The 21713-nt window shown below is 42.2% G+C and carries 20 protein-coding genes; 5 read left to right on the top strand and 15 right to left on the bottom strand.

Annotation, left to right across the window (positions count from 1 at the left end; genetic code table 11):
* Positions 1–171: 171 nt before the first annotated feature.
* The 8 genes from L4D19_RS18010 to L4D19_RS17975 all read right to left on the bottom strand — a co-directional run bounded on the left by L4D19_RS18010 (position 172) and on the right by L4D19_RS17975 (position 9105).
* Positions 172–777, bottom strand: coding sequence for a BMC domain-containing protein (locus L4D19_RS18010; protein WP_428453616.1), 606 nt, complete (start codon positions 775–777; stop codon positions 172–174).
* Between the two features lie 26 nt (positions 778–803).
* Positions 804–1730 carry a choline TMA-lyase-activating enzyme gene (gene cutD / locus L4D19_RS18005; protein ID WP_428453615.1) on the bottom strand — a complete coding sequence of 309 codons (927 nt, stop codon included), beginning with the start codon at positions 1728–1730 and terminating at the stop codon, positions 804–806.
* A 54-nt stretch (positions 1731–1784) separates the two neighbouring features.
* Positions 1785–4322, bottom strand: coding sequence for a choline trimethylamine-lyase (cutC, locus tag L4D19_RS18000; RefSeq protein WP_428453614.1), 2538 nt, complete (start codon positions 4320–4322; stop codon positions 1785–1787).
* Positions 4323–4387: 65 nt separating this feature from the next.
* A complete protein-coding gene (locus tag L4D19_RS17995; RefSeq protein ID WP_428453613.1) occupies positions 4388–5848 on the bottom strand; it encodes an aldehyde dehydrogenase family protein in 1461 nt (486 codons plus the stop codon).
* A 174-nt stretch (positions 5849–6022) separates the two neighbouring features.
* Positions 6023–6373, bottom strand: coding sequence for a BMC domain-containing protein (locus L4D19_RS17990; RefSeq protein WP_428453612.1), 351 nt, complete (start codon positions 6371–6373; stop codon positions 6023–6025).
* Between the two features lie 31 nt (positions 6374–6404).
* A complete protein-coding gene (locus tag L4D19_RS17985) occupies positions 6405–6956 on the bottom strand; it encodes a BMC domain-containing protein (RefSeq protein ID WP_428453611.1) in 552 nt (183 codons plus the stop codon).
* Positions 6957–6968: 12 nt separating this feature from the next.
* The gene (locus tag L4D19_RS17980) at positions 6969–8297 is read right to left on the bottom strand and encodes a 4Fe-4S dicluster domain-containing protein (RefSeq protein WP_428453610.1); all 1329 of its coding nucleotides are present in this window, start codon (positions 8295–8297) and stop codon (positions 6969–6971) included.
* A gap of 178 nt (positions 8298–8475) precedes the next feature.
* Positions 8476–9105, bottom strand: coding sequence for a BMC-T shell protein (locus L4D19_RS17975; protein WP_083651896.1), 630 nt, complete (start codon positions 9103–9105; stop codon positions 8476–8478).
* Positions 9106–9607: 502 nt separating this feature from the next.
* Between L4D19_RS17975 and L4D19_RS17970 the strand changes: the two genes are divergently transcribed.
* From L4D19_RS17970 to L4D19_RS17950, 5 genes are all read left to right on the top strand, one after another.
* Complete coding sequence (locus L4D19_RS17970) at positions 9608–10711, top strand: hypothetical protein (protein ID WP_428453609.1); 1104 nt, start codon at positions 9608–9610, stop codon at positions 10709–10711.
* Positions 10708–10974, top strand: coding sequence for a hypothetical protein (locus L4D19_RS17965; protein ID WP_428453608.1), 267 nt, complete (start codon positions 10708–10710; stop codon positions 10972–10974). Before L4D19_RS17970 ends, L4D19_RS17965 begins: the two co-directional genes overlap by 4 nt.
* Positions 10975–11051: 77 nt before the next feature.
* Positions 11052–11888: a MerR family transcriptional regulator gene (locus L4D19_RS17960; protein ID WP_428453607.1), complete on the top strand. Its 837-nt coding sequence runs from the start codon at positions 11052–11054 to the stop codon at positions 11886–11888.
* 142 nt (positions 11889–12030) lie between these two features.
* Positions 12031–13494 carry an acetaldehyde dehydrogenase (acetylating) gene (locus tag L4D19_RS17955; protein ID WP_428453606.1) on the top strand — a complete coding sequence of 488 codons (1464 nt, stop codon included), beginning with the start codon at positions 12031–12033 and terminating at the stop codon, positions 13492–13494.
* A gap of 32 nt (positions 13495–13526) precedes the next feature.
* Positions 13527–13802, top strand: a complete 276-nt coding sequence (locus L4D19_RS17950; protein WP_075765454.1) for a BMC domain-containing protein — start codon at positions 13527–13529, stop codon at positions 13800–13802.
* Positions 13803–14432: 630 nt separating this feature from the next.
* Here L4D19_RS17950 and L4D19_RS17945 read toward each other — a convergent pair.
* The 7 genes from L4D19_RS17945 to rsuA all read right to left on the bottom strand — a co-directional run bounded on the left by L4D19_RS17945 (position 14433) and on the right by rsuA (position 21698).
* Complete coding sequence (locus L4D19_RS17945; protein WP_428453605.1) at positions 14433–16334, bottom strand: methyl-accepting chemotaxis protein; 1902 nt, start codon at positions 16332–16334, stop codon at positions 14433–14435.
* 331 nt (positions 16335–16665) lie between these two features.
* Positions 16666–16812 (bottom strand): hypothetical protein, encoded by a 147-nt coding sequence (locus tag L4D19_RS17940; protein ID WP_428453604.1) that lies wholly within the window; start codon positions 16810–16812, stop codon positions 16666–16668.
* A gap of 90 nt (positions 16813–16902) precedes the next feature.
* Positions 16903–17397, bottom strand: coding sequence for a YcxB family protein (locus tag L4D19_RS17935; RefSeq protein ID WP_428453603.1), 495 nt, complete (start codon positions 17395–17397; stop codon positions 16903–16905).
* Positions 17398–17749: 352 nt separating this feature from the next.
* A complete protein-coding gene (locus L4D19_RS17930; protein WP_428453602.1) occupies positions 17750–18697 on the bottom strand; it encodes a hypothetical protein in 948 nt (315 codons plus the stop codon).
* Between the two features lie 289 nt (positions 18698–18986).
* The gene (locus tag L4D19_RS17925) at positions 18987–19637 is read right to left on the bottom strand and encodes a DUF2913 family protein (RefSeq protein ID WP_428453601.1); all 651 of its coding nucleotides are present in this window, start codon (positions 19635–19637) and stop codon (positions 18987–18989) included.
* Positions 19638–19645: 8 nt separating this feature from the next.
* On the bottom strand, positions 19646–20836 hold the full coding sequence (locus L4D19_RS17920; RefSeq protein ID WP_428453600.1) for a Bcr/CflA family multidrug efflux MFS transporter: 1191 nt from the start codon (positions 20834–20836) through the stop codon (positions 19646–19648).
* Positions 20837–21002: 166 nt separating this feature from the next.
* A complete protein-coding gene (gene rsuA / locus L4D19_RS17915) occupies positions 21003–21698 on the bottom strand; it encodes a 16S rRNA pseudouridine(516) synthase RsuA (RefSeq protein ID WP_428453599.1) in 696 nt (231 codons plus the stop codon).
* Positions 21699–21713 lie beyond the last annotated feature (15 nt).

The raw sequence follows: 21713 nt of genomic DNA, 5'->3' as shown, positions 1-21713 counted from the left end.
CTACAGCCAGTTGAGCGAGTTCGGTCGCCTGTTTAGTCGCTGCTTCTGCAATGGCTTTAACAATACTATCTACACGCTCTTGGCTTAGCTGAGCAAATTCATTTTGAGCGGAGCGAGCGGAGTGAACTAAAGCTCTCGCCTCTTGAATTGATAATAGATCTTTATCTACCATTATTTATGCCCTTTTTTATTTTGGCTATCACAAATAACCTTAATTAGTACTTTTTTAGTCGCCTTTTTTAAATCTACTTTTATATTTGTTTCAGGCAGTTCGCTAACTATCTTTCGCAAATTAGCTAGCTTCATCCTTTGTAATTTAGGCTCATTATAAATAGGCGGCGTTTCTTCGACAGACTCAAGTTCAGGCGCATCGTCAGTTGCATCTATTTTTTCTGCAATAGATGGCTCAGCATCATCCTGTGTTTCCGCTACAGATGAAGACTCTTGTTCAACATTTTCTTGTTCAATATCTTCTACATTTTTTTTCTGTGTTACTGACGGAATAATCGGAATGATCGTTTCTAACGCTGAGCTTGGTCTCGCAATAACGTGTTTTGAAATCAATAAGTTCTGACCAAGACGGCAAATTGCATCTGCCGCGACCTCGACAGCCGTTTGCACAGCAGAAACTTCTCCTGTCACAGTAATCGTTATCAGACCACCAGTAGCAGAACTCTTATTTATCAAAGAGACATCAGCAGATTTGAGCATAGAGTCAGCACCTTCAACTGCTGCTAATAACCCTTTTGTTTCAATCATTCCGATAGCATTCATCATACTTTCCTTTAAGGCTTACATAATAATTAGTGAGCGATAATCGACACAGGGATAGCCCTCTCTTTCAAATAGCTCTCTACTTTTACTAATTCTTCTTGTGTAAACCTAGAATAATCATCGAAAGCGTATTTACGACCCAGCTGAGCATATTTATGCACCCCCATTTTGTGGTAAGGCAATAAATCTATTCCTTTAAAGTTTTTAAAATCTTTATAAGGCGATATAAGCTCTACTAATAGGCGCAGGTTCTCTTCACTATCATTTACACCCTTAATCAGTGGAAATCGAATCTTTACATTTTGTTTGTTATCAAGAAGCCACTTCAAGTTATCCAATATCAACTCATTGTGGACGCCAGTATATCGATAATGCTCATCTGAGATCATGTGTTTGATGTCATACAGAAATAGATCTGTATGCTCTGCCACTTTCTCGATCACTTCCCTTTTAGCATAACCACACGTCTCTATTGCCGTGTTAATACCTGAGTATTTGCACATGGCGAGTAAATTAATCGCAGCTTCCGGCTGCGCCAGAACCTCTCCGCCACCCAAAGTGACACCGCCACCTGTGTGATAGAAGTGTCTATCTTCTTCAATGATATCAAGTAGCTCTGTGATGCTTTTATCTTCACCTATCATGGCTAATGCATTAGTAGGACAAGCATCAACACACATTCCACAGCCAATACAATTGTCATCTGATACTTTATGTTCAAAGGTGACAGGATCCAGGTAGTGGGTATCCGTCGGACAAACCTCTACACACATACGACATTGTGTGCACAATTCATCTTTATATAGGATTTGATGATGATATTTTTGACTTTCCGGATTAGAGCACCACTCGCAGCGCAGAGGGCAACCTTTAAAAAAGATGAGTGTGCGTATGCCCGGACCATCATACATATTGTATTTTTGAATATTAAAAATACGTGCTTTTCTTTCTATCATGGCGCAACTACTTCCTAAATTAACTCCTGCCTCTACGGCAGGAGTCGCAGTGGTTCAAAAGTCTTTCAGTACTGTTCGACTGATGATTTCATCTTGTACGTCTTTACACAGCTCCACGAAGAAAGCACTGTATCCCGCCACGCGTACCACTAAATCACGGTATTTTTCAGGGTGCTTTTGGGCTTCAAGCAATACGTCATTGTCCAGATAGTTAAACTGCATCTCGCCGTTGCCAAGCATGCTCGCGGTTCTGATTAGGGTGATAATCCCATCCTCTCCCTCGCGCGTATCAAGCAGCCCTGACATCAGTTTGAAGTTATGCACCATACCGATATTCATGTAGTCATTTTCCATCTTGGATACTGACTTGATGATGGCAGTTGGGCCCTTGAAATCCGCTCCCTGAGTCGGGCTAATACCATCTGACAGTGGCGACCAGGCGTCACGACCATTCGCTGAAGCACCAAGTAGTTGACCAAAAGGCGTGTTGTTGGAAATCGATAGCGTTCCGTGACTCAGTACAGAGTAAAGTGTCTTAAACTTACGATGCTCTGTTTCGGTGAAGTACACCAGGTCGGTGGCGATATCATCCGCATAATCATCATCGTTGCCGTATTTTGGCGCAGCCAAGCAATCGGCCTTAATCTGCTCGTATCCGACAAAGTCCGCTTTCAAGGCTTCGTTCAGTTGTTCCAATGTGTACTTCTTCTCATCAAACACGAGTTTCTTAATGGCTGCCATTGAGTCGGTATAAGTCGCCAAGCCACTCCATACAACACCGGGACCAAAGTTATACATGGCACCACCAGCAGAGACATCACGCCCCGATTCCATAGTGCCTTCATACAACATTGACATGAGTGGTTTAGGAGCATGATCACGATGAACCTTTTGCGAGATCACTGTCGCAACACTGGTCCATTTAGTGATGTATTTAATTTGCTCTTTAACGGCATTATCGAATTTTTCATAGGTGTCGTACTGGCTTAGCGGGCCCAGATCCGGGCAAACCTGCTTGCCATACCAAAGTGGCACACCGCCGTTCAACACTAATTCAATACAGATTGGCCATTGGGTGTACCCCGTTGACGTCCACTGATAAAGACGACCGGATTTTTGTGGCTCTACACACCCCATCAGACAGTAGTCTCGCGCATCTTCCATTGAGACACCTTTCGCGAGCATCATCTTAATGTGTGCATCATCAAAGTGTACGGCTGGGAAGCCCATACCTGAGCGAATAACATCCACAATCTTACGCAGGTATTTTTGAGGAGACTTATTGTTAACTCGAGTCGCCAGCGTCGGCTGATAAATTCGAACATGGCGTACCGCATCCATCAACAGATAAGTCAGCTCATTGGTTGCATCGCGTCCTTCACGAGTGATCCCTCCGACACACATGTTGACAAAAGGTTGATAACCCGCGAAAAACTTCGATGCACCTTCACTGGTTAACCACATCATCTCTGACATTTTAATCAGCATACAACCGGCAAGATCAAAAGCTTCATATTCTGTCATACGCCCTGATTTCAGGTCGGCCATGAACAGGTCATACATATACTGGTCGACTCGGCCAATGGACATACCGGTCTGGTTTTCTTCTACTACTAAAAGAGATTCAATGGTCCAAACCGCCTGGATCGCTTCCCAGAACGTTTCCGGACGGTGAGCCGGAACACGGGCATTCACTTCAGCAATTCTTTGCAACTCTTGTTTACGGCGTGGATCAGTTTCTTTCTCTGCGAGTTGGGCGGCATAATCAGAGAGACGCTTCGCGTAAACCATCACCCCCTCTGCGGTCTCGATAACCGATTTGTAAAAGTAGATTTTTTCTACGTCATCCGGGTTTTGGTAATCGAGTGCATCCAACTTCTCTTGCGCTTCACGTTGGATATCTAACATGCCTTTTTTCATGACAATCACGTCATAACCAGGGTTTGAGTCACCACCACCACTGGTTGCGTGATAAGAGCAGTCAGACACGTAAGACTCACCTGATAGCTCCCACAATCCCGCTTCACGGTATAAGCCTTCACAATGCTCATCAACAGAGCGCTCTGCCCAGTACGGGAAAATATTCTCTAGCAGCTCTTTTTTGTCTTCTTCTGACAAATAGAATGGATCTTGAGGACGAGTGCCTATGGTATCTATTTCGTCACGCAGCCAGCGCCAGGAAACATCAGGAGAAAAACAGCCTGTACGGGGAGTCCCACAAGGCGCACCAACAATCAGTTCATTATCCTGAATGATCAGAGGTGCGGTTTCACAGTTGCGAAGAAAGCTTTTACTGCGTAAAAGAGCCGGTGGCATACCGATATTTTCTTTGTATACATCAGTAATAATACGTGCACGGTTAATACTGATAGACGGGACATGTTTTAAGAATTTTTCTTTTAGTTTGACATGTCTTTCTGTAGGGCCATCAGGAATTGTTGTACCAACTGGCATTACCTTTGACTCGGAAGCTGGTTGAGAAAACACTTCTTTCGATACATTCTGGAAAATTTGCTTTAACGAATTACGATCATCTTCTGATAAATTTTTAGTTGCTTCTTCAAGTTTATTGGCAAAACCCGCAAGATCCATAATCTTTCACCTTATTACTAGGTTATTGTTTAACGTCAAATATCTAATCTATGTTTTTATACTATTTAACTATTTTGTATCGCTCTAAGCGCTTCCTGAATTACTTTCTGGACAGAATCAATAGAACCTTCCTCACATTGAGGTTTTGATTCTTGCTTAAAGAGAAAATTATCGACCTGTCTCACACCATAGCCAACTTTTCTTATATAGGTTAAATTACTTGGAGATATATTATCTGCCGTCATCCCTAGCCCATAAGTTCTATTTGCAAGTGACATTGAAGGCGTCAAGTTTGTAGTTAAACCGATCCCACCAAAGGAGGCTGGTGTATTAACTAATAATCTCCCCACCGGTTTTCTTAGAGCAAAAAGTGAGATAACTTCTTCATCATTAGAATGGATAGTTAGCGTATGCGCATTGCGTACATGAAGTAGTAATTCGATACATTTTTCGCACGCGTGCATCCAATCATCTTCAACATAGTAAGCAAGTACAGGTGCTAGAAGTTCTTTAGAATAAGGGTCGTCTTTAGTGACATATTTGCGCTCTGCAACTAAAAGGCGAACGCTGTCAGGAACAGAGAAATTGGCTCTTTTAGCCAACTGTTTGGCTGAAACACCGACCATCCCTAGTCTATGCTTTCCAGTCTCTGAAAATAGTAGTTCTGCAAGTGCGCATGACTCTTCTTCCATCATGAAATAGACACCTTGCTCTTGCATTAGTGAGCGTACTTGAGGCTCAATGCATTCATCAACTATAATCGAGTGCTCTGCTGAAGGAGATATTCCATTGTCGAAAACCTTACTAAAAACAATATCTTGAACTGCTTGGCGAACATCAGCACTTCGTTCGATAAAGGCAGGGCCATTTCCGGTTCCACTATATATGACGGGCTTTCCTGAGCGGCGCCCTAACTCAGCCATACCAGGAACACCTGAAAGCAAAATCAGAGCGGTATCAGGGTGGTTTAATAACTCTTTTGTCCCTTCTTTTGTCACTGTATCCATGTAGGATAGCGATCCGTTTGGCAAACCACTTTTTTCAGCAGCCTCGATCATGCAATCAAGAGCAGCTTTTATACATTTAGTTGCGTGCGGGTGAGGAGAAAAAACAATGCTATTACCTGATTTTATGGCAATAAGTGCCTTATAGATGGTCGTTGAGACCGGACTGGTTACCGGAGATAACCCGACTAAAACACCAAAAGGTATACCTATATCCAATGTGCGCTGTTCTTCATCTTTCGAGATAACGCCAACGCATTTTAGTGAGCGTAAATGTGTTAAAACCTGCTGAGTAACAAACAGGTTTTTTTGAACTTTATCCTGCCAACGCCCATAACCTGTCTCTTCGAAAGAGAGCTTTGCTAAGCTTTCAACTTGCTTTGAAACACTACCAACCATAGCCTCGACAATGGCATCAAGTTTTTCTTGAGAAAATAACGCTAACTCTTTTTGTGCACTAGCTGCATTTTCCATAAGAACCCTTGATTCTTGTATGGAAACTAAATCCTTATCCATTATCATGATTAGCACCGCCTAGTTGCAGATTTACTTTGTTTTATTCTTGCTTTAAATACCAGCCTACCTTTCCTCTTTAGGGGAAGGTCAATATATCCCCCTTTTAAATAGAGAAAAGTGTTAAGTGAAACAGGTCTAATTTTACTTTTTAAAAACGGTGTTACGAAACATTAAGCTGACTTACATTTGCGTCATAGAAACACAATCATAATTTAACTTTTCGGTAAAATAACTGATCACTTCTTGAATAGCTGTCTCAACACTAGATACATCGCCTGTTATCATAAGAGAGCCATCTGAACGTTCCAAAAAAACAATATTTACTGCCACAGTTTTCGTTGCAACATCAGCAGCAATAATTACACCTTCACATGGTGTAATATTCATAATCCCAATAGCATTACCTTTCTCTTTACCGAGATCTAACACATTGAAAAGTTCAGGTTGAGGATTAGAAATAACATGAGCCAGGGTAATTTGTTTACCTGGAACATGCTCCTGAATTATACGTTGTTTCATTTCTTCATACATGAAGATGTACCTTTCTGGAGCTCAGAAGTTATTAAACAATATATTTATGCAGTTCCTGGCTAGGGGCTGGAATAACCACATGACTCAATACTGGTCCGGACTCACCAACACCTGTCACACCCGCTTCTACCGCCGCCTGTACTGAAGACACATCACCAGACAAAATAACAAATGCTTTACCCGCTAACCCTGCCGCGAAACGAATATCCAGAACCTGAACATTTGCGGCTTTTGCTGCTGCGTCAGCAGCTAAGATACACCCTGCACAGGTGTACACTTCAATGACACCAAGAGCAGCCATATCATTCGCTTCAGGAACACCTTGAAGAGCAGACGCTACTGAGTGATGTACCCGAGGTATTATGAATCGATCGACTACCATCGAAGAACCAATCATACAGCCCGATTCAACACTACTCGTCACTGCCGAAGTGTCCCCCGCAATAACAATCAGATAACGACCAGGACAGGTTGTTTTGGCCATAACTAGCTCCACACTAGCGGCTTTGATCATCGCGTCTGCTACTTGAATACCTACGGCTACACTGTTGAGTTCAACACAACCTATTGTTTGCAATCGCATAAAATTCACCTATTAACTTCTAATTGTTATTACATTGTTTGCTATGGCAGACACCACACCAGAGATGCTCGAATGTATTCTTGCGCTCATGCTACCGTCTGGGATCTCGCCAATACACTGTCCCTTTTCTACGCTATCGCCAATTTTTACGATGCAATTAGCAGGAGCACCAATATGCTGGGACAATGGGATAAATACCTGTTCAGGAACAATCTCGCCTCCATAAGATGTACTAACATCATACTTCTCGAGATCAAGACGCTGAATAAGACGCTGAGTAGGAATTCGACGACTTTGTCTGAATGGATGAGCTTCTTGTGACTCTCCCGTCGTCTCCAAACGAACACCACCTTCTCTCAATTTCGCTTTGATTTGTGCATTTAGTTCACGTGGAGAAAGCCCCATCGGGCAAGCAAATTTTTCACACACGCCACACTCTGAGCAAAGTAATGCCTTATGAGCCTCTTTATTATTCAGAATATCTTCCGTTCCAAGCTTGGTAAGTTTGTGGGGTTGTATGTCATGCCCTAATAAGAAGCGAGGGCAAAGTTCAGTACATTGTGTGCATTGGCAACACATTGATGTTGTCAATTTACGTACTTGCTGAGGAGGCATAATTTTTCTTGCTACCACAGTATGTTCTGGAGGAAGTACCAGAATACCACTTGTCGTTTTAGTTATCGGGCTGTTTATGTCTGACAACACACGCCCCATCATTGGACCACCATCAACGACAACATAATCATCGATTGTCGCGCCGCCTGCATATTCAATAATCTCCGACGCTTTTGTTCCTACCGATGCGCGAACAACCATCGGTGTTTTTACCGCTCCAAAAACAGTAAGATAGCGATCAGTTACAGGTATGTTCTCAAGAGCTAGCCCTATGTTATAAAATGTTTCAACGTTACTTACGACAGCCCCAACATGGAGTGGTAACCCACCTTGAGGAATCGTTCTATCAAGAACTTCATGGACTAATACATGCTCATCACCGATTGGATAAAAGTTCTCTAACTCAAATATTTCAATGCGTGAGTCACCAAATTCCTCAACCACTGTTCGTAAGGATTTCAATGCAGCCTTATGTTTCGCCTTTAAGCATACAATGCCACGATTAGCCCCAGTGGCATTCATCATGACTTCAACGCCTTTCAGCATTTCTTTTCCTGCAGTTTCAATAAGGTAAGGGTCACTCATAAGAAGCGGTTCACAAGACGCTCCATTTACTAATATCGTATCTACATTAGTATCAGCCTTTATATGAGTAGGTAATCCAGCACCACCGCCACCAACAATGCCAGCATTTTTGATAATATTAATTACATCTTCTTTCTTCATACCCTTTTCTCTCAATACTTTGAAAATAGCTAGCGATAATCGATACTGGGACACCTATCCCTTGCATATAACAAACAGGCTTTAATAATTTTTCTTATGTGAAATTAAAATAGTCATCAAAAAAGTACTTCCTGACTTACTTATGGATGGCATTCAAATAACAATTAACACTGATAATTTAAGGTAATAAATTATCAATGTTATATATTTGTGTAATTTTCAGTAAATCTGGATGCGGAGAAGGAATTACTATTGAGCTATAAACTTTTGCTCCCATATTTTCAACAGCACGAACCCCAGCTTCTACAGCAGCCATACAAGCGGAAACATCCCCCCGCACGAGTACTGAAATATATCCCGATGCAACATTTTCATATCCAACAAGCTCTACATCTGCTGCCTTAATCATTGCATCTGCTGCTTCTAGAATAAACACAATGCCGAATGTTTCGATAAATCCCATTGCTGCTGGGCTTTCACCTAATTCGTTTTGTGGTCCCTCTACAGGCAAACCGTGAACTGAAACAATATCCCCAATCGCTTTAATCGGGCGCGGCATTGAATTAGATGCGGTTAATTCTCCAATGCTTTTTGCCGCTGTAGTACCAGCCTCTACTGATGCTGTAATTGCTGCTACGTCACCTTTAACCATGACAGTGACCAGTGTAGAACCTATATTTTCATACGCTACGAGCTTTACATTTGCGGCTTTGAGCATGGCATCAGCACCGAAAATAGCAGGAACCATTCCCAATGTTTCAATAAGACCTAACGCTTCTTCACCCTGATACCGAATGAATTCTCCCATTTTACTACACCTCACTTTAATCATTTCGTTAAATGAGTTAGTTCCAAATACAGAATCCTAATCTTCCCCTTAAGGGGAAGGTCAATGTTATTTAGGAAAACGGAATTGAATAATTTGAACTCACGCACATTACGATTATTTGCAATTGTATACGTCGCTAAAATGTAATGCTGATCTCACATTCTTCGAAGGAATATTTATCGTGATAAATATCACAAAGGAAAACACTATCAATTGATATTCCATTTAATGGGTATATCGTCGCGATAGTTAATATATAAGTTATCAATTACATTAGGTTCTTTTTTTTAATTATGAAACAACCCCTCTTGTTAATATAAAGTAAATTTTTAGTTAACGAAAGAAGGGTAAATATGAGATGAGCGATACTATTATATTAAGAATAAGAGCATCTTAAATTATGGAGAATATTCAGCCATTCATGTCTACAGCCACATACTAATACACCAATAAATAAAGTATCTATAAGGGCATTTAATACATGGAAAAAACAACAGTTTTAGATTTAGATAGTGCTATCAGCACACCTACCTCCGATAGCGCAGAACAAAAATTACGACGTGACTTTCGCCGCAAAGGAATTTCTACCGCTCTGTTTTCAGGGCTTTCATACGGATTTTATACGGCCTTCATGACCCTAGCGATGTCTATGGGTATCTGGAGTGTTTGGTATGGCGAAGGCTCCGGCCTCTCTCTATTCGCAACAACATATCTTCTTGCCGCCATTGGAGCTGCTTTGACTGACTCATCTAGTGCAATATGGGCACTGGGCATTGCTGGCGTACGTGGTCGCCTAGGTGACTTTACTCGCTCAATAAGAACTAGACCCGGAGCCATAATGATAGGATCAGCTATTATCGGTGGCCCCTTGGCAAGTACAGCCTATGTAGTCGGTTTACAGATGGCCGGATCCATTGTTGTGCCTATTAGTGCCCTATGCCCTGCCATTGGTGCCGTTTTAGCTCGTGTCATTTTCAAGCAAGAACTAACAGCTCGCATGATGCTAGGCATTGCAATCTGCTTTTTTGCTAGTGTTCTTATTGGCGGAACTGCTGGTCTAGATGCAGACGCTTCTCCAACCGTAATGTTAGGTATCTTCTTTGGCTTCCTTGCCGCTCTATTTTGGGGTATCGAAGGTTGTGTAGCGGGTTACGGCACTTCTATGATTGATCCAGAAATCGGTATCACTATACGTCAAGTTACTTCAGGGTTAACTAACTTGATTCTTCTGGTTCCAATATTTGGGTTTATTGCCGGTGAAAATGGAACTGCCATGGTTTTCCAAGCGTTAGCTGACTCTCAATCAATGCCATATTTCATAATAGCGGGCTTAGCGGCATATGGTGCATTTATGTTCTGGTATAAAGGAAATGCAATGTGTGGTGCTCCGTTAGGCATGGCTTGTAACGGTACGTTTTCTTTCTGGGGACCTTTATGTTGTTGGCTAGTTCTGGGCATAGCCTTTGGTATTGCGGGTTGGACAATGGCTCCGATTGCATGGGTTGCAGCGATAATAATGGTTTTTGGTATTTTTGTAATTGCTATGAACCCAATGGACTTATTCAAAAAGGATAATAACCAATGAAACCGTTAAATTATGCGATACTAAAATATTTCACTACAGTTGAAAAGGCCAGCACAGTTGAAGTAATGGACACGCTTAGTCCAATGTATGGGTCGTTTAAAGCCTTTACTAAAAACGCTATTTTAGAGGCTTTACTAACTGCGGAAGCCAACGGTTTACTCGAAAGTGCCGGAAGCAAAATGTCAAAAGAAGATGAATTGATTTTGTATTTTAGAGCACATGATGAAGGTGCTAAAACCATAAATCGTTATATCATTGATTAACAAGAATAAGTTGAGAGTGTTCTGTTCTATAACACTCTCAACTCTTTATAATAACAAACAATTTGGAGAAATTTAGTTTGAACAAATATTCAATTAGCGATGTCAGCAAATTGTGTAATATCTCAACTAAAGCACTTCGTTATTATGATAAAATCGGACTAATTAAACCAAAAAGATTTAATTCTAATAACTATCGTTATTATACTGATGATAGCCTATTTCTTATTCCCATTATAAAGTACTATAAACAAATGGGATTTACACTCGATGAAATGAATCAACTAATTTCTTGTAGCGATTATAATATTGATAATATCATGCAAGAGGTATTCAAGCGTAAAATGTCCGAACTCTTTGAAGAGCAGAAAGGCTTAGAGGTTAGGTATAACTCAGTAAACGATTGGTATAATCTGATACTAGAAGCTAAAAGTGTTCAAGAGAATCAAAATACAGATGTTTCATTACAATTTTTCTCAGGTGATGACTATCTATATTTAAAACAAAGCTTTGATGAAAACATTCGCGCTTCAGTCATTAATATCGAGTTTACAGATTATGTCGAAAAGATGAAAGCTAATATTGTAGGCCCTGTGATATTACAGTTCAAATCTCACCAAGCGCGTGTTACAGGAGGAGCAAAAGAGACTTGTATTTTACAAAAAACAGCCACTCCTTGCCCATCAGAGAAAACCATTTTCATAGGCGCTCAGCCTATGGCTAGGTGCTACCACATAGGAAGTCACTCTACTATAAAAAAAACCTATGAAAAAATAGCAACCTGGGCAAAATTAAATAACTATTCGCTAGCAGACGAATGCTATGAACGATACGTTATAGATTATTGGACGACTAAAGATAGCGACAAATATGTGACGGAAATTATGATACCCGCTAAACGTGTAGTGACACACTGAATCTGACATATGCGTCATTATTTGAATGATATTGTTGACCTTCCCCTTAAGAGAAAGGATACCCTTTTCCTTAAAGAAGCCCAAAAAGTATATGGCTTAAACGACATTAACTTTAACGCATAATAATTATGAGGCGTAAATAATGGTAGATAAAGATCTATTATCAATTCAAGAGGCGAGAGCTTTAGTTCACTCCGCTCGCTCCGCTCAAAATGAATTTGCTCAGCTAAGCCAAGAGCGTGTAGATAGTATTGTTAAAGCCATTGCAGAAGCAGCGACTAAACAGGCGACCGAACTCGCTCAACTGGCTGTAGAGGAAACCGGGTTTGGTAAGGTAGAAGATAAAACCACTAAAAACCGATTGGCGAGTGAAAAACTGTACCAAGCCATTAAAGATATGAAAACTATCGGGGTGATTAACAACGATATCGCTAAGAAAATCATCGAAATCGCTGTTCCTACCGGTGTTATCGCGGGCATTGTTCCTTCAACCAACCCGACTTCTACAACAATTTATAAATCCTTGATTTCCTTAAAGTCAGGCAATGCCATCGTATTTACACCACACCCGAGTGCAAGCAAATGTATTGGGAAAACCGTCACTCTTATCCGTGAGACTCTTCGTTCTTGTGGTGTAAGCGAAGACATGGTTAGCGTCATGAATATCCCAACGATTGAAGGCAGCGGTGAGCTGATGCGAAAAGTGGACCTTATTCTGGCAACCGGTGGCCCTGGTATGGTGAAAGCTGCATACAGCTCCGGAACTCCAGCTCTTGGAGTGGGTGCTGGTAATGTTCCTGTTTATATCGAGCGCACAGCGGATATCAATGACGCTGTAACCAAAATAATGGCGAGTAAGACGTTTGACAACGGGACAATYTGTGCCTCTGAACAAGCCATTATTACCGATAAGGTGATTGATGCTCAGGTGAGAGCAACGCTTAAAGCGCAAGGCGGATATTTYCTTCAAGGTTCAGAGCTTGATAACGTGAAGAGAGTCATGGAACGCCCTAATGGCTCTATGAACCCCGCTATTGTAGGCAGAGACGCGAAGTATATTGCTGACTTAGCCGGAATTACGGTTCCATCTGATACTCGACTTCTTATCGGAGAAGAGTCTGGTGTTGGTCCTGCATACCCGTTCTCGAAAGAGAAGCTGACCGCTTTAATCGGCTACTACACGGTAGAAGGTTGGAATGAAGCCTGTGAACTGTCGATTAAACTGCTYCATAACGGGGGTGTAGGCCACTCTTTAGCTATCCATTCTAAGGACGAGTCTGTTATYTGTGCGTTTGGCCTGAAAAAGCCGGTATCACGCATGTTGGTCAATACACCTTCAACGCACGGAGCTGTTGGCCTGTCTACGAATCTGTTCCCGTCGTTTACATTGGGCTGTGGCGCGATAGGCGGAAGTTCTACTTCTGACAACGTTACACCAGAGCACCTTTTTGATATTCGTCGTGTAGCTTATGATACGGAGGAACTATCCCTATCCTATAGTAACAATGCACCCACTAATGATACTGACGTAACATCTACAGAAGGGTCAGTAGATGTAGATATGATCACTAAAATGATCATTAACGAACTAAAAAAAATGTCTTAATATCAACTAATTAAACAAAAAGTGAGAATAACATGTCTTTAAATGCCCTAGGAATGGTTGAAACTAAAGGTTTGGTTGGCGCGATAGAAGCTGCTGATGCTATGGTAAAAGCTGCAAACGTCGAACTTGTTGGACGTGAACAAGTTGGCAGCGGCTTAGTTACTGTTATGGTACGTGGTGATGTTGGCGCTGTAAAAGCAGCAACAGATGCAGGCGCAATTGCTGCTAAAAATGTAGGTGAACTTGTAAGTATTCATGTTATCCCTCGTCCACATAGCGAAGTAGAAACAATCCTACCTAAAGCTTAATTTTTCTTGATTACCACACCGAGCCTCAGCCAGTCTAAGTAAACGCTGGGGCATCGGCGCTGTACGGATACTTGCATAAATTAGCTCTTCCAGCAGGTTTTCGAGATCAAACCGCCAATTAAACTGCCGCTTTATTCGAATAAACTCGTTCAAACATTTCTTCCCCAAAGTTTGCCAGAATTTTTTTACCGATTAACTACCCCTTGACTTATCGGCATTGACTGAAGGAGCACAAACTACCTCAAGATGCAGGATTCAGAGTGAGTTCAGCGTGTTCAGTTCAAGAAAAATAAGGGTAGGAATGGTCGTCCTTTCAACGTTATTTGACACAGAAATGGGCGTCGGAATGCCGAACCAACTGGCTATCTCCCAAAGGGCGAGCTCCTGTTCTTTTAAGTAGATAGGGGCTTCTATGCGTTGTTACCGATTATTAATGTAGAAACACTAGATTTGCTAATCGGTGCCTAGCCTAGTAGCCAAGTAATTCTCGCTGAAATAGCCTCTTGAGGTAGTTTGGGTATAGGTATTTTTGCCTGACGAGCCGGAGTGTTGACCTAAAATAAAGCCTCAACTTCCGTCAAGGCTTTGATATATAAATAATAGTACGGGTAACCAATTAAGTTTACTTCATCACAATTTAAAACGTCCCACAATAGCTGAAAGCTGTTTATTTAAATTGGCAATATCATCAGCCTCTTGAAGAGCGCTCTTACCATTCTCTTCTAATTCACGAACGATATTGTTTATTTCTGTCATGTTCCGGGTCAGTTCTTGAGTTACGCAGCTTTGTTCTTCAGCGGCAGTTGCGATCTGCGAGCTTAAATCATGAATATCATTCACGAAATCGCTCATAGAACCTAAGCTTTCTTCGACCTCACTCGAGCTAGAAATCGTCTCTTGACAACGAGATTTTGTGTTATCCATTGATTTTACGACATCTTGAGTGCCTTGAAGTAGAGACTCTAGCGCGGATTCGACCTCTTCTGTACTGTCTTTAGTACGGCTTGCCAAGCTACGTACTTCGTCAGCAACAACCGCAAAACCTCTGCCTTGTTCGCCTGCGCGCGCCGCTTCAATTGCAGCATTTAAAGCTAACAGGTTTGTTTGTTCAGCAATGCTATTTATTACCTCTAAAATGCCATTAATGTTTTCTGTTTTTTCACTCATTTGAGCAACATTGTCAACGGCACTATCAACATCAGTGATAAGGTCAGAAATGGTTTTCTTTGATTGTTCGGCAATAATACGTGAAGTACTACCAACCTCATTGGCTCTTTGCGTAATTTCAGCAGTATTAGACGCATCTGTTGCCATCGCATCCGCTGTTGAATTCATTTCTTCGATTGCAGTAACGACTTGCTCAGTTTCGGCTAAATGTGAATTTAAATTCTCATCATTTTTTTTAGATTGCTCTCGCATGCGCTCAGTATGAGATTGCAACTCTACCGTTGTACTTTTTATCTCCAGCATCATACCTTGCAGGTTTTCAATGAATTGATTAATACCTTGAGATATTTGACCCAAATCATCATCAGTACGAACTTCAATGCGCTGAGTGAGATCGCCATTACCACTGGATAAGTCAAGAATTGTCTGTTTTAAGGCGATAATGGGGCGATAAAGTATATTTAGGATACCAAAAGTAAGTAGCATGCTGATGATAACTGCTAGAGATGTGATAACTATTGCTGAAGTAGCTGAAGCATCCAATTTAGCAAACGCAACCGATTCATTTATACCAATACAAAAATACCAATTTTTGTCTCCAGCCTTTATTCTCTGTGAGAAAAATATCTTCTCTTCCCCATTAACGTGGTAGGTCTCCGTTGTACTATCTTGATCCACCGCTTTATTAGCCAACGTTGAAAACCACTGGTAAGAGGTCGCTTTCTTCCCTAGTTCCAAATCTGGTGACGAACTTGCCAGGATAGTCGTGTCGCTATTTAAAATGACAGCCGTGGTACCCGGCAGATTATTGGCCCTTTTGACGATTTCATTTAGAAACCCCAACTCCATATCCGTGGAAAAAGCACCATTGTTAATTTTTTCAATAATAGTTATCCAATACGTACTTCCGTATAGGTAAGGCTCCGAGACAGTAACCCCTGGCGCTTGGCGTCCTTCTATATACCAGCTTAATTTTCTAACATCACCTGTATACAAGTGATCAGGATAATCTTCTGCCTCAACATTCCAGAACGATCGACCATCTTCAAATGAAATCGCGGCACTTCCAGTATTAAAGGTTGCAGCTAAAATTTTTGCTTGTTGAATAATTTCATCACTACTACCTTGAAAGTCTTGATTTTTATACAATTTGGCGAGCCCACTCAGCCCATTCACTTTTTCATTAATAAGACTTTCGATAGCAAGACTTTGCCCCTTAACATAATCTTGACCATTCTTAATAATATCATTGGTTAAGCCCTGTTTTTCTTGCAAAAAAAGTACATAGCTAGAAATAGAAACGGACAATCCAACTAGAAGAACAACTGATAAAATCAGTACCTTTTTTAATCCTAAACTTCTCATCTACACAACCTTTAAACTTTACTCACAGCATCATCAATACCAAGGTGAAAGCGCCTTAATATATAAATTCAGTTCTAAGACTAATACAAACACAGCGTAAGGATAAATATGCTTAAAGAAGCGATGCCGTTTTGCTATTTGGAACATGGAAAGCTTTCTATCAGGTATATCTCGACCAAATAGACTGGCTCGCTTCTGTCCAGTTCTGAGTTACGCCTTTCAGCTAAATTGTATAACGATGCAGGAGATAATATCGGGTTTGGAGTCCCGTTTTTGACAAAAATGAGAGGTTATGGGCATAAACAAATTATAAAAAGCAGGCAAGAGGTACTCAGTTCCAGTATCTCTTTGCCTGCCAAAATATCAGACCGTTTAAAAGTAAGCACATATTTAGCTGTACTTTATAAGCCGTTGGCAATTCAGAAAGGTGCGTACCGCCGTTGTGCGGGTAAATAATATATTCACCGTGATACTTCACCCCTAGCTAGAAGCTCAACCATTCTAATCAAAAGCAAAGTGAAAGACCTGACGTATTCGTTTCATTACCTCTATTTTGCGTGCATTGACGTTAGTTCATTTTTGATACTGCGTGCTGCTCTACCATGAACGCGATCACTTCATCATTTAAGCAAGATTTACTGACATATTGGCGCTGTTTACCCATATGAAGGATAAAACCTAAATCGCTTTGTTGAAGTTGGTCGATTTCACTCCAGGCGATGTTACGGGTGTTTTTACCGCTTTTATAACTTACACCGTTAGAGTCGACATGAAATACCACTTTGCTTCCAGAGCTCATGCTAAGTGTTTGTCGCCATAACCACCAGGTTCTCTTAAAATAAACACTAAGCACCTCAATAATACTCAAAACAATAAAGAACCAACCAACGTAACCGCTGGGTAGTAGCTCAAATTTTACTAAAACCACCCCAAAAAGAAGAAAAAGTATTCCTTTTAAATAGGCTTTGGGAAATTCAGCAGGACGACTAGTTTGATCATAACACTCTGCAAAAAAGGCCTTGTCGAGAGTGTATTCTGTGGTGAAATTAAAATCTTTAGACATATGTGGCTACTTTGAGGTTTTCTGTGAATGAGTATCCCATGCTGCGACCTCGCAACTCGAGTATTGTATAGCTTCTCGGTGTTTTTCTTTAGCTGTTTTTTTATCCTCTTTTGTAAATCATTACTACCGACAGGGTCTACTCACACCATAGCCAGTTGCTATCCAAATTGGTATTAGTTGATGCATCAGCCAGCTAAAATCCTAGGCGCTCTGTAGTGCTATTTAAAGCTGATAGCTGGTGCGCAAACACAATGTCAGCAGCAACTAAGCTGACTCGCAGTTGGACAAAACCTCGTTGCGAATTTCAAGAGACAGAGAAATTAGCGGGTTGCGTTGCTCCTAATGCTGGCATTTATTGATAAACTTTTGTGCTTTTTTTGGCGACCACCGTTAGATAGATCTGAGAGATAACTGCCATCGCAACAATTGAGAAAACTATCCTAGCCCACAGAATCATGTTTAGGTCAGCGCCAAGTAACATAATCAAAGCGGTATCTTCAAATACGCTATGAACCAAGTTCAGAAGTAACACTGTGATTACCGCATCATGTTTCGTGAGGCGCCCTTTTTGGGATTCATTGATAATCAAACCACCACCATAGGAAAGACCCAATGTGATGCCGATAACAGCCAAGTTAGCCGCCTCCCGACTGACTCTTAGTACCTTCAAAAAAGGCACCATCAACAACGACATTAGATGCTCGATTCTAAAGAGCTTTAACAGTCTCAGCATCACGATAAGAGCAGATATCACACAAAAGATGGCAAAGAGATTTTCAATCTGACCTAACGTCCATTCATAGTAATTGGCATAACCCGCTGTATCATTGCTCCACAGGATCTGAGCAAGCTCTTGGCTTTGTTCTGTATGTGCGTAGTAGATAGCTTGTAGCCACGCAAATAATAAACCGCCGCCAATTCTCACTGCTAACGTTGTCCACATTGGCACGCCAGCTCGCTTAGAGATCATCCCTTCAATGGGAAGGCCATGGCAGACAAGTAATAGGCTGCCAAGGACAGTTACTTGAGCAACACTCAATGCAACATCGGTATTAACTAAGACTAGTATGCCAGCATACAAGTTGGTCAACATGGTGGTTGCCCATACAAGAGCCATCGAGCTAGGTAGCCCTAATATACTCATCAACGGCTCTAACAGCTCACTAAGAAGTTCTACCCCACCTAACTTATCTGCGATTTCGACCAGAATAATCATAGGGATCATCACCTTAAATAGCGTCAATGTTGTTGACACTATGTCTTTGCATAGCTGTTGGATCTCTGCAAACACTCTATTCATTTCAGTACCTTGGGAAATGTGATTACTTGGTGAAGATGATAATACGAACCTCGATTAATAATGTGTGATCAAAACAAACTCTTCTGATGCAACTTACTTTCTACCTGGTTGAATTAATCAGAAATGATATTTGTAGTGGCACATCCATTAGATATTTTAATCAATCTAAAAAAGGTCGAAACTCACTAAGGGGCAAAAATATGTTAGAAAAGGCAGGCGAGATACAAGCTCAAATCGAGTATTGCCTGCCAAAATATCAAAACGTGTACTAATCAGTACTTATGAAGACTCAAGAAGCTGTCGGCAACTCAGGCAGGTGTGTACCGCCGTTGTGCGGGTAAATAATATATTCACCGTGATACTTCACTTTCGACTTATAGTCGGTGACTTTATACATCAGTAGTCCCGCTTTATAGGCGGTATCGACAAAGAACTGTGCATCACCACGAACATAGAGCGATATTGGCTTAATCACCTCACCCTGCTCAGAAATCCCTTCTTTGAACTGCTTCGAACATACCACCAGCGAAGCCTGACCATCGGTATGATGCGTCACTTTCCGGTTTACTTCATATTCTGTCGTCACGAGCCAGTCAGCGTCTTCCAATAACTCATAAAGAGATTCAAGCTGCTCGCTTGTCGTCGCTCTGGCAACGTCCTCATCACGAGGAATACCTGAAAAGGTCTGATAAATATGCTCAAACTGCTGCTTCAGCTGGGCATTTTTCCCCATACTACGGGCCTGCTGCTGCCAAGCCAGCAATGTTTTGGCCAAACAGTGATCATAACGCTGCTGTTTGATTGCCTTGGTGACCCAGGCACTCAGGAAGTGAGTCTCACTGACCGGGTTATGAGGCGTTTTACCCGCCTGCTGGGAATCGGCCAGTTCCTGAAGCCCATCAGAGACCAGTTTATAAATTTCTTGATAAAAGTTTGCCATGTGGTGCCTTAAGCGTCTCGGGACATAAACCAATAAAAACCCGCAGATAATACTGCACATGTCGCCATGGTCAATGCCATTGGCCAAACTGTTGCATCTGGCATCATCGCAACCATCCCGCCAACAACGGTTCCGGTACCGAATCGCATCGTCCCTGCCAGCGAAGATGCCGTGCCCGCCATATGTGGATACTTGGCCAGCAGACAGGCCATCGTGTTACTACCGATAATAGAAATGGTACCGACAAAAAGCATGACGGGAACAACGACGCCCCACAAGCCGAATTCAAAAAGTTGACCACACACTAGGCCGATACCGGCAATTAGCTGAATAATCAGGCCAAAACGCAGCATCCAGTGCGATCCCATCTTTTTCACCAGCCGACCGTTAATGCTGGTCATCAGGATCAAACACACAACATTCAAACCAAACAGTAGACCGAAGTTTTCAGTGCTGACATGATACAAATCAATGTAGACAAAGGAGCCAACGGTCAGAAACGTAAACATTCCGGCGAAAGAAAAACCGCTGCTGAAAATTAAACCAACCGCAGTAGGTGTGGTGAGCATGCGGGCATAATTTCTCAAAGTCGAGCCAAGATGAAAAGGCAGTCGCTTTTCAACAGGTAGCGTTTCCGGAATTTTACCCAGTACAGCCACAATGACGATAACGGCAAACAGGGCCAGTACCCAGAAGATAGAACGCCAGCCAAACCAAATCGACAGATAACCACCAATCATCGGGGCCGCAAGCGGAGCAATTGTCATCACCAGGGTGATAAATGACATGGTACGGGCAAACTCCTCACGTTCGAACATATCCCTCACCAGAGCCTGAATGATGACCGCCGCCGAGGCACCAGCGAAGCCTTGAGCCGCACGTACCCAAGTTAGCTCGACGATACCCTGGCTCATTGCACTGACGCAGGCTGCAATGGCAAAAAGCACCACGCCAATAATCAGAATTGGCTTACGCCCGTAACTATCGGCCAGAGGGCCGTGTAATAGCTGTCCGATGGCAAAGCCGGCGGTATAGGCTGTTAAGGTTGTTTGTACAGCACTTGGGGAAACAGCCAAATCTCTTGCAATACTTGGCATAGCAGGAAGGTACATGTCTATTGCCAGCGGGGTTAGCGCAGCAATGGCACCCAAAATAAGGATCAATTGCAAGCTCAGCTTCTGACTGTCTTGTGTCGTCATAAATTCTCAATACTGGAGGTTCGAACAGGTAGCCGGATATTGTACGACGAATTTTCTTTCCTGGCGGGAAATTATCTATTTCTGTTTTACCCAACGATATAATTGCCCTAACAGGCACAAAAAAGGACGGATATACCGCCCTTGTCTGTCGCTCTTTCTGTCTCTGTTACTTCAGAAAGTAGGCTATCTCTTCGTCTGTCAGCGGACGGTACTCGCCCGGCTCCAGCTCTTCGTCTAGCTCAATATTACCCACCTGCTCACGGTGCAAGCCGACAACCTTGTTACCCACCGACGCAAACATTCGCTTCACCTGGTGGTACTTTCCTTCCGAAATGGTGATTAGCGCTTCACGCTCACTTAAGATCTCCAATTTGGCCGGACGAGTAAGCTCTTTCTCGCCGCGCAGCTGTACCCCTTCGGCAAATGTCTGAATCGTCTCTTCCGGTAGCGGATCTGCCAGTTCAACGTAATACACTTTCTCGCACTCGTGGCGAGGAGACGTAATACGGTGTGACCATTGACCGTCATCAGTCAACAATACCAATCCGGTGGTATCACCATCCAAACGCCCTGCCACATGCAGCTTCTCCGGGCTGACCTCGTCCAACAGCACAAACACCGTCGGGTTGTAATCATCGACATGGGAGCATACAAAGCCCTGTGGCTTGTTAAGCATGAAGTACCTTGGCCCGCTGAAGCTCAGAGAACGGCCGTTAAACTCGACGTCGCAGTCATCGGTTACTTTCAACGAACCGTTTTTCACGGTCTCGCCGTTCACTTCAATTTGTTTGTTTTTTAATAGTTTACCGGCTTCTTTACGGGTAATACCCAAAGTGGTACTTAGGAATTTATCAAGCCTCATTACTGGCTCCGCATG

The organism is Photobacterium kasasachensis (assembly GCF_050336885.1).
Taxonomy (GTDB): Bacteria; Pseudomonadota; Gammaproteobacteria; order Enterobacterales; family Vibrionaceae; genus Photobacterium; species Photobacterium kasasachensis.
This window is presented reverse-complemented; position numbering and strand designations above follow the sequence as displayed.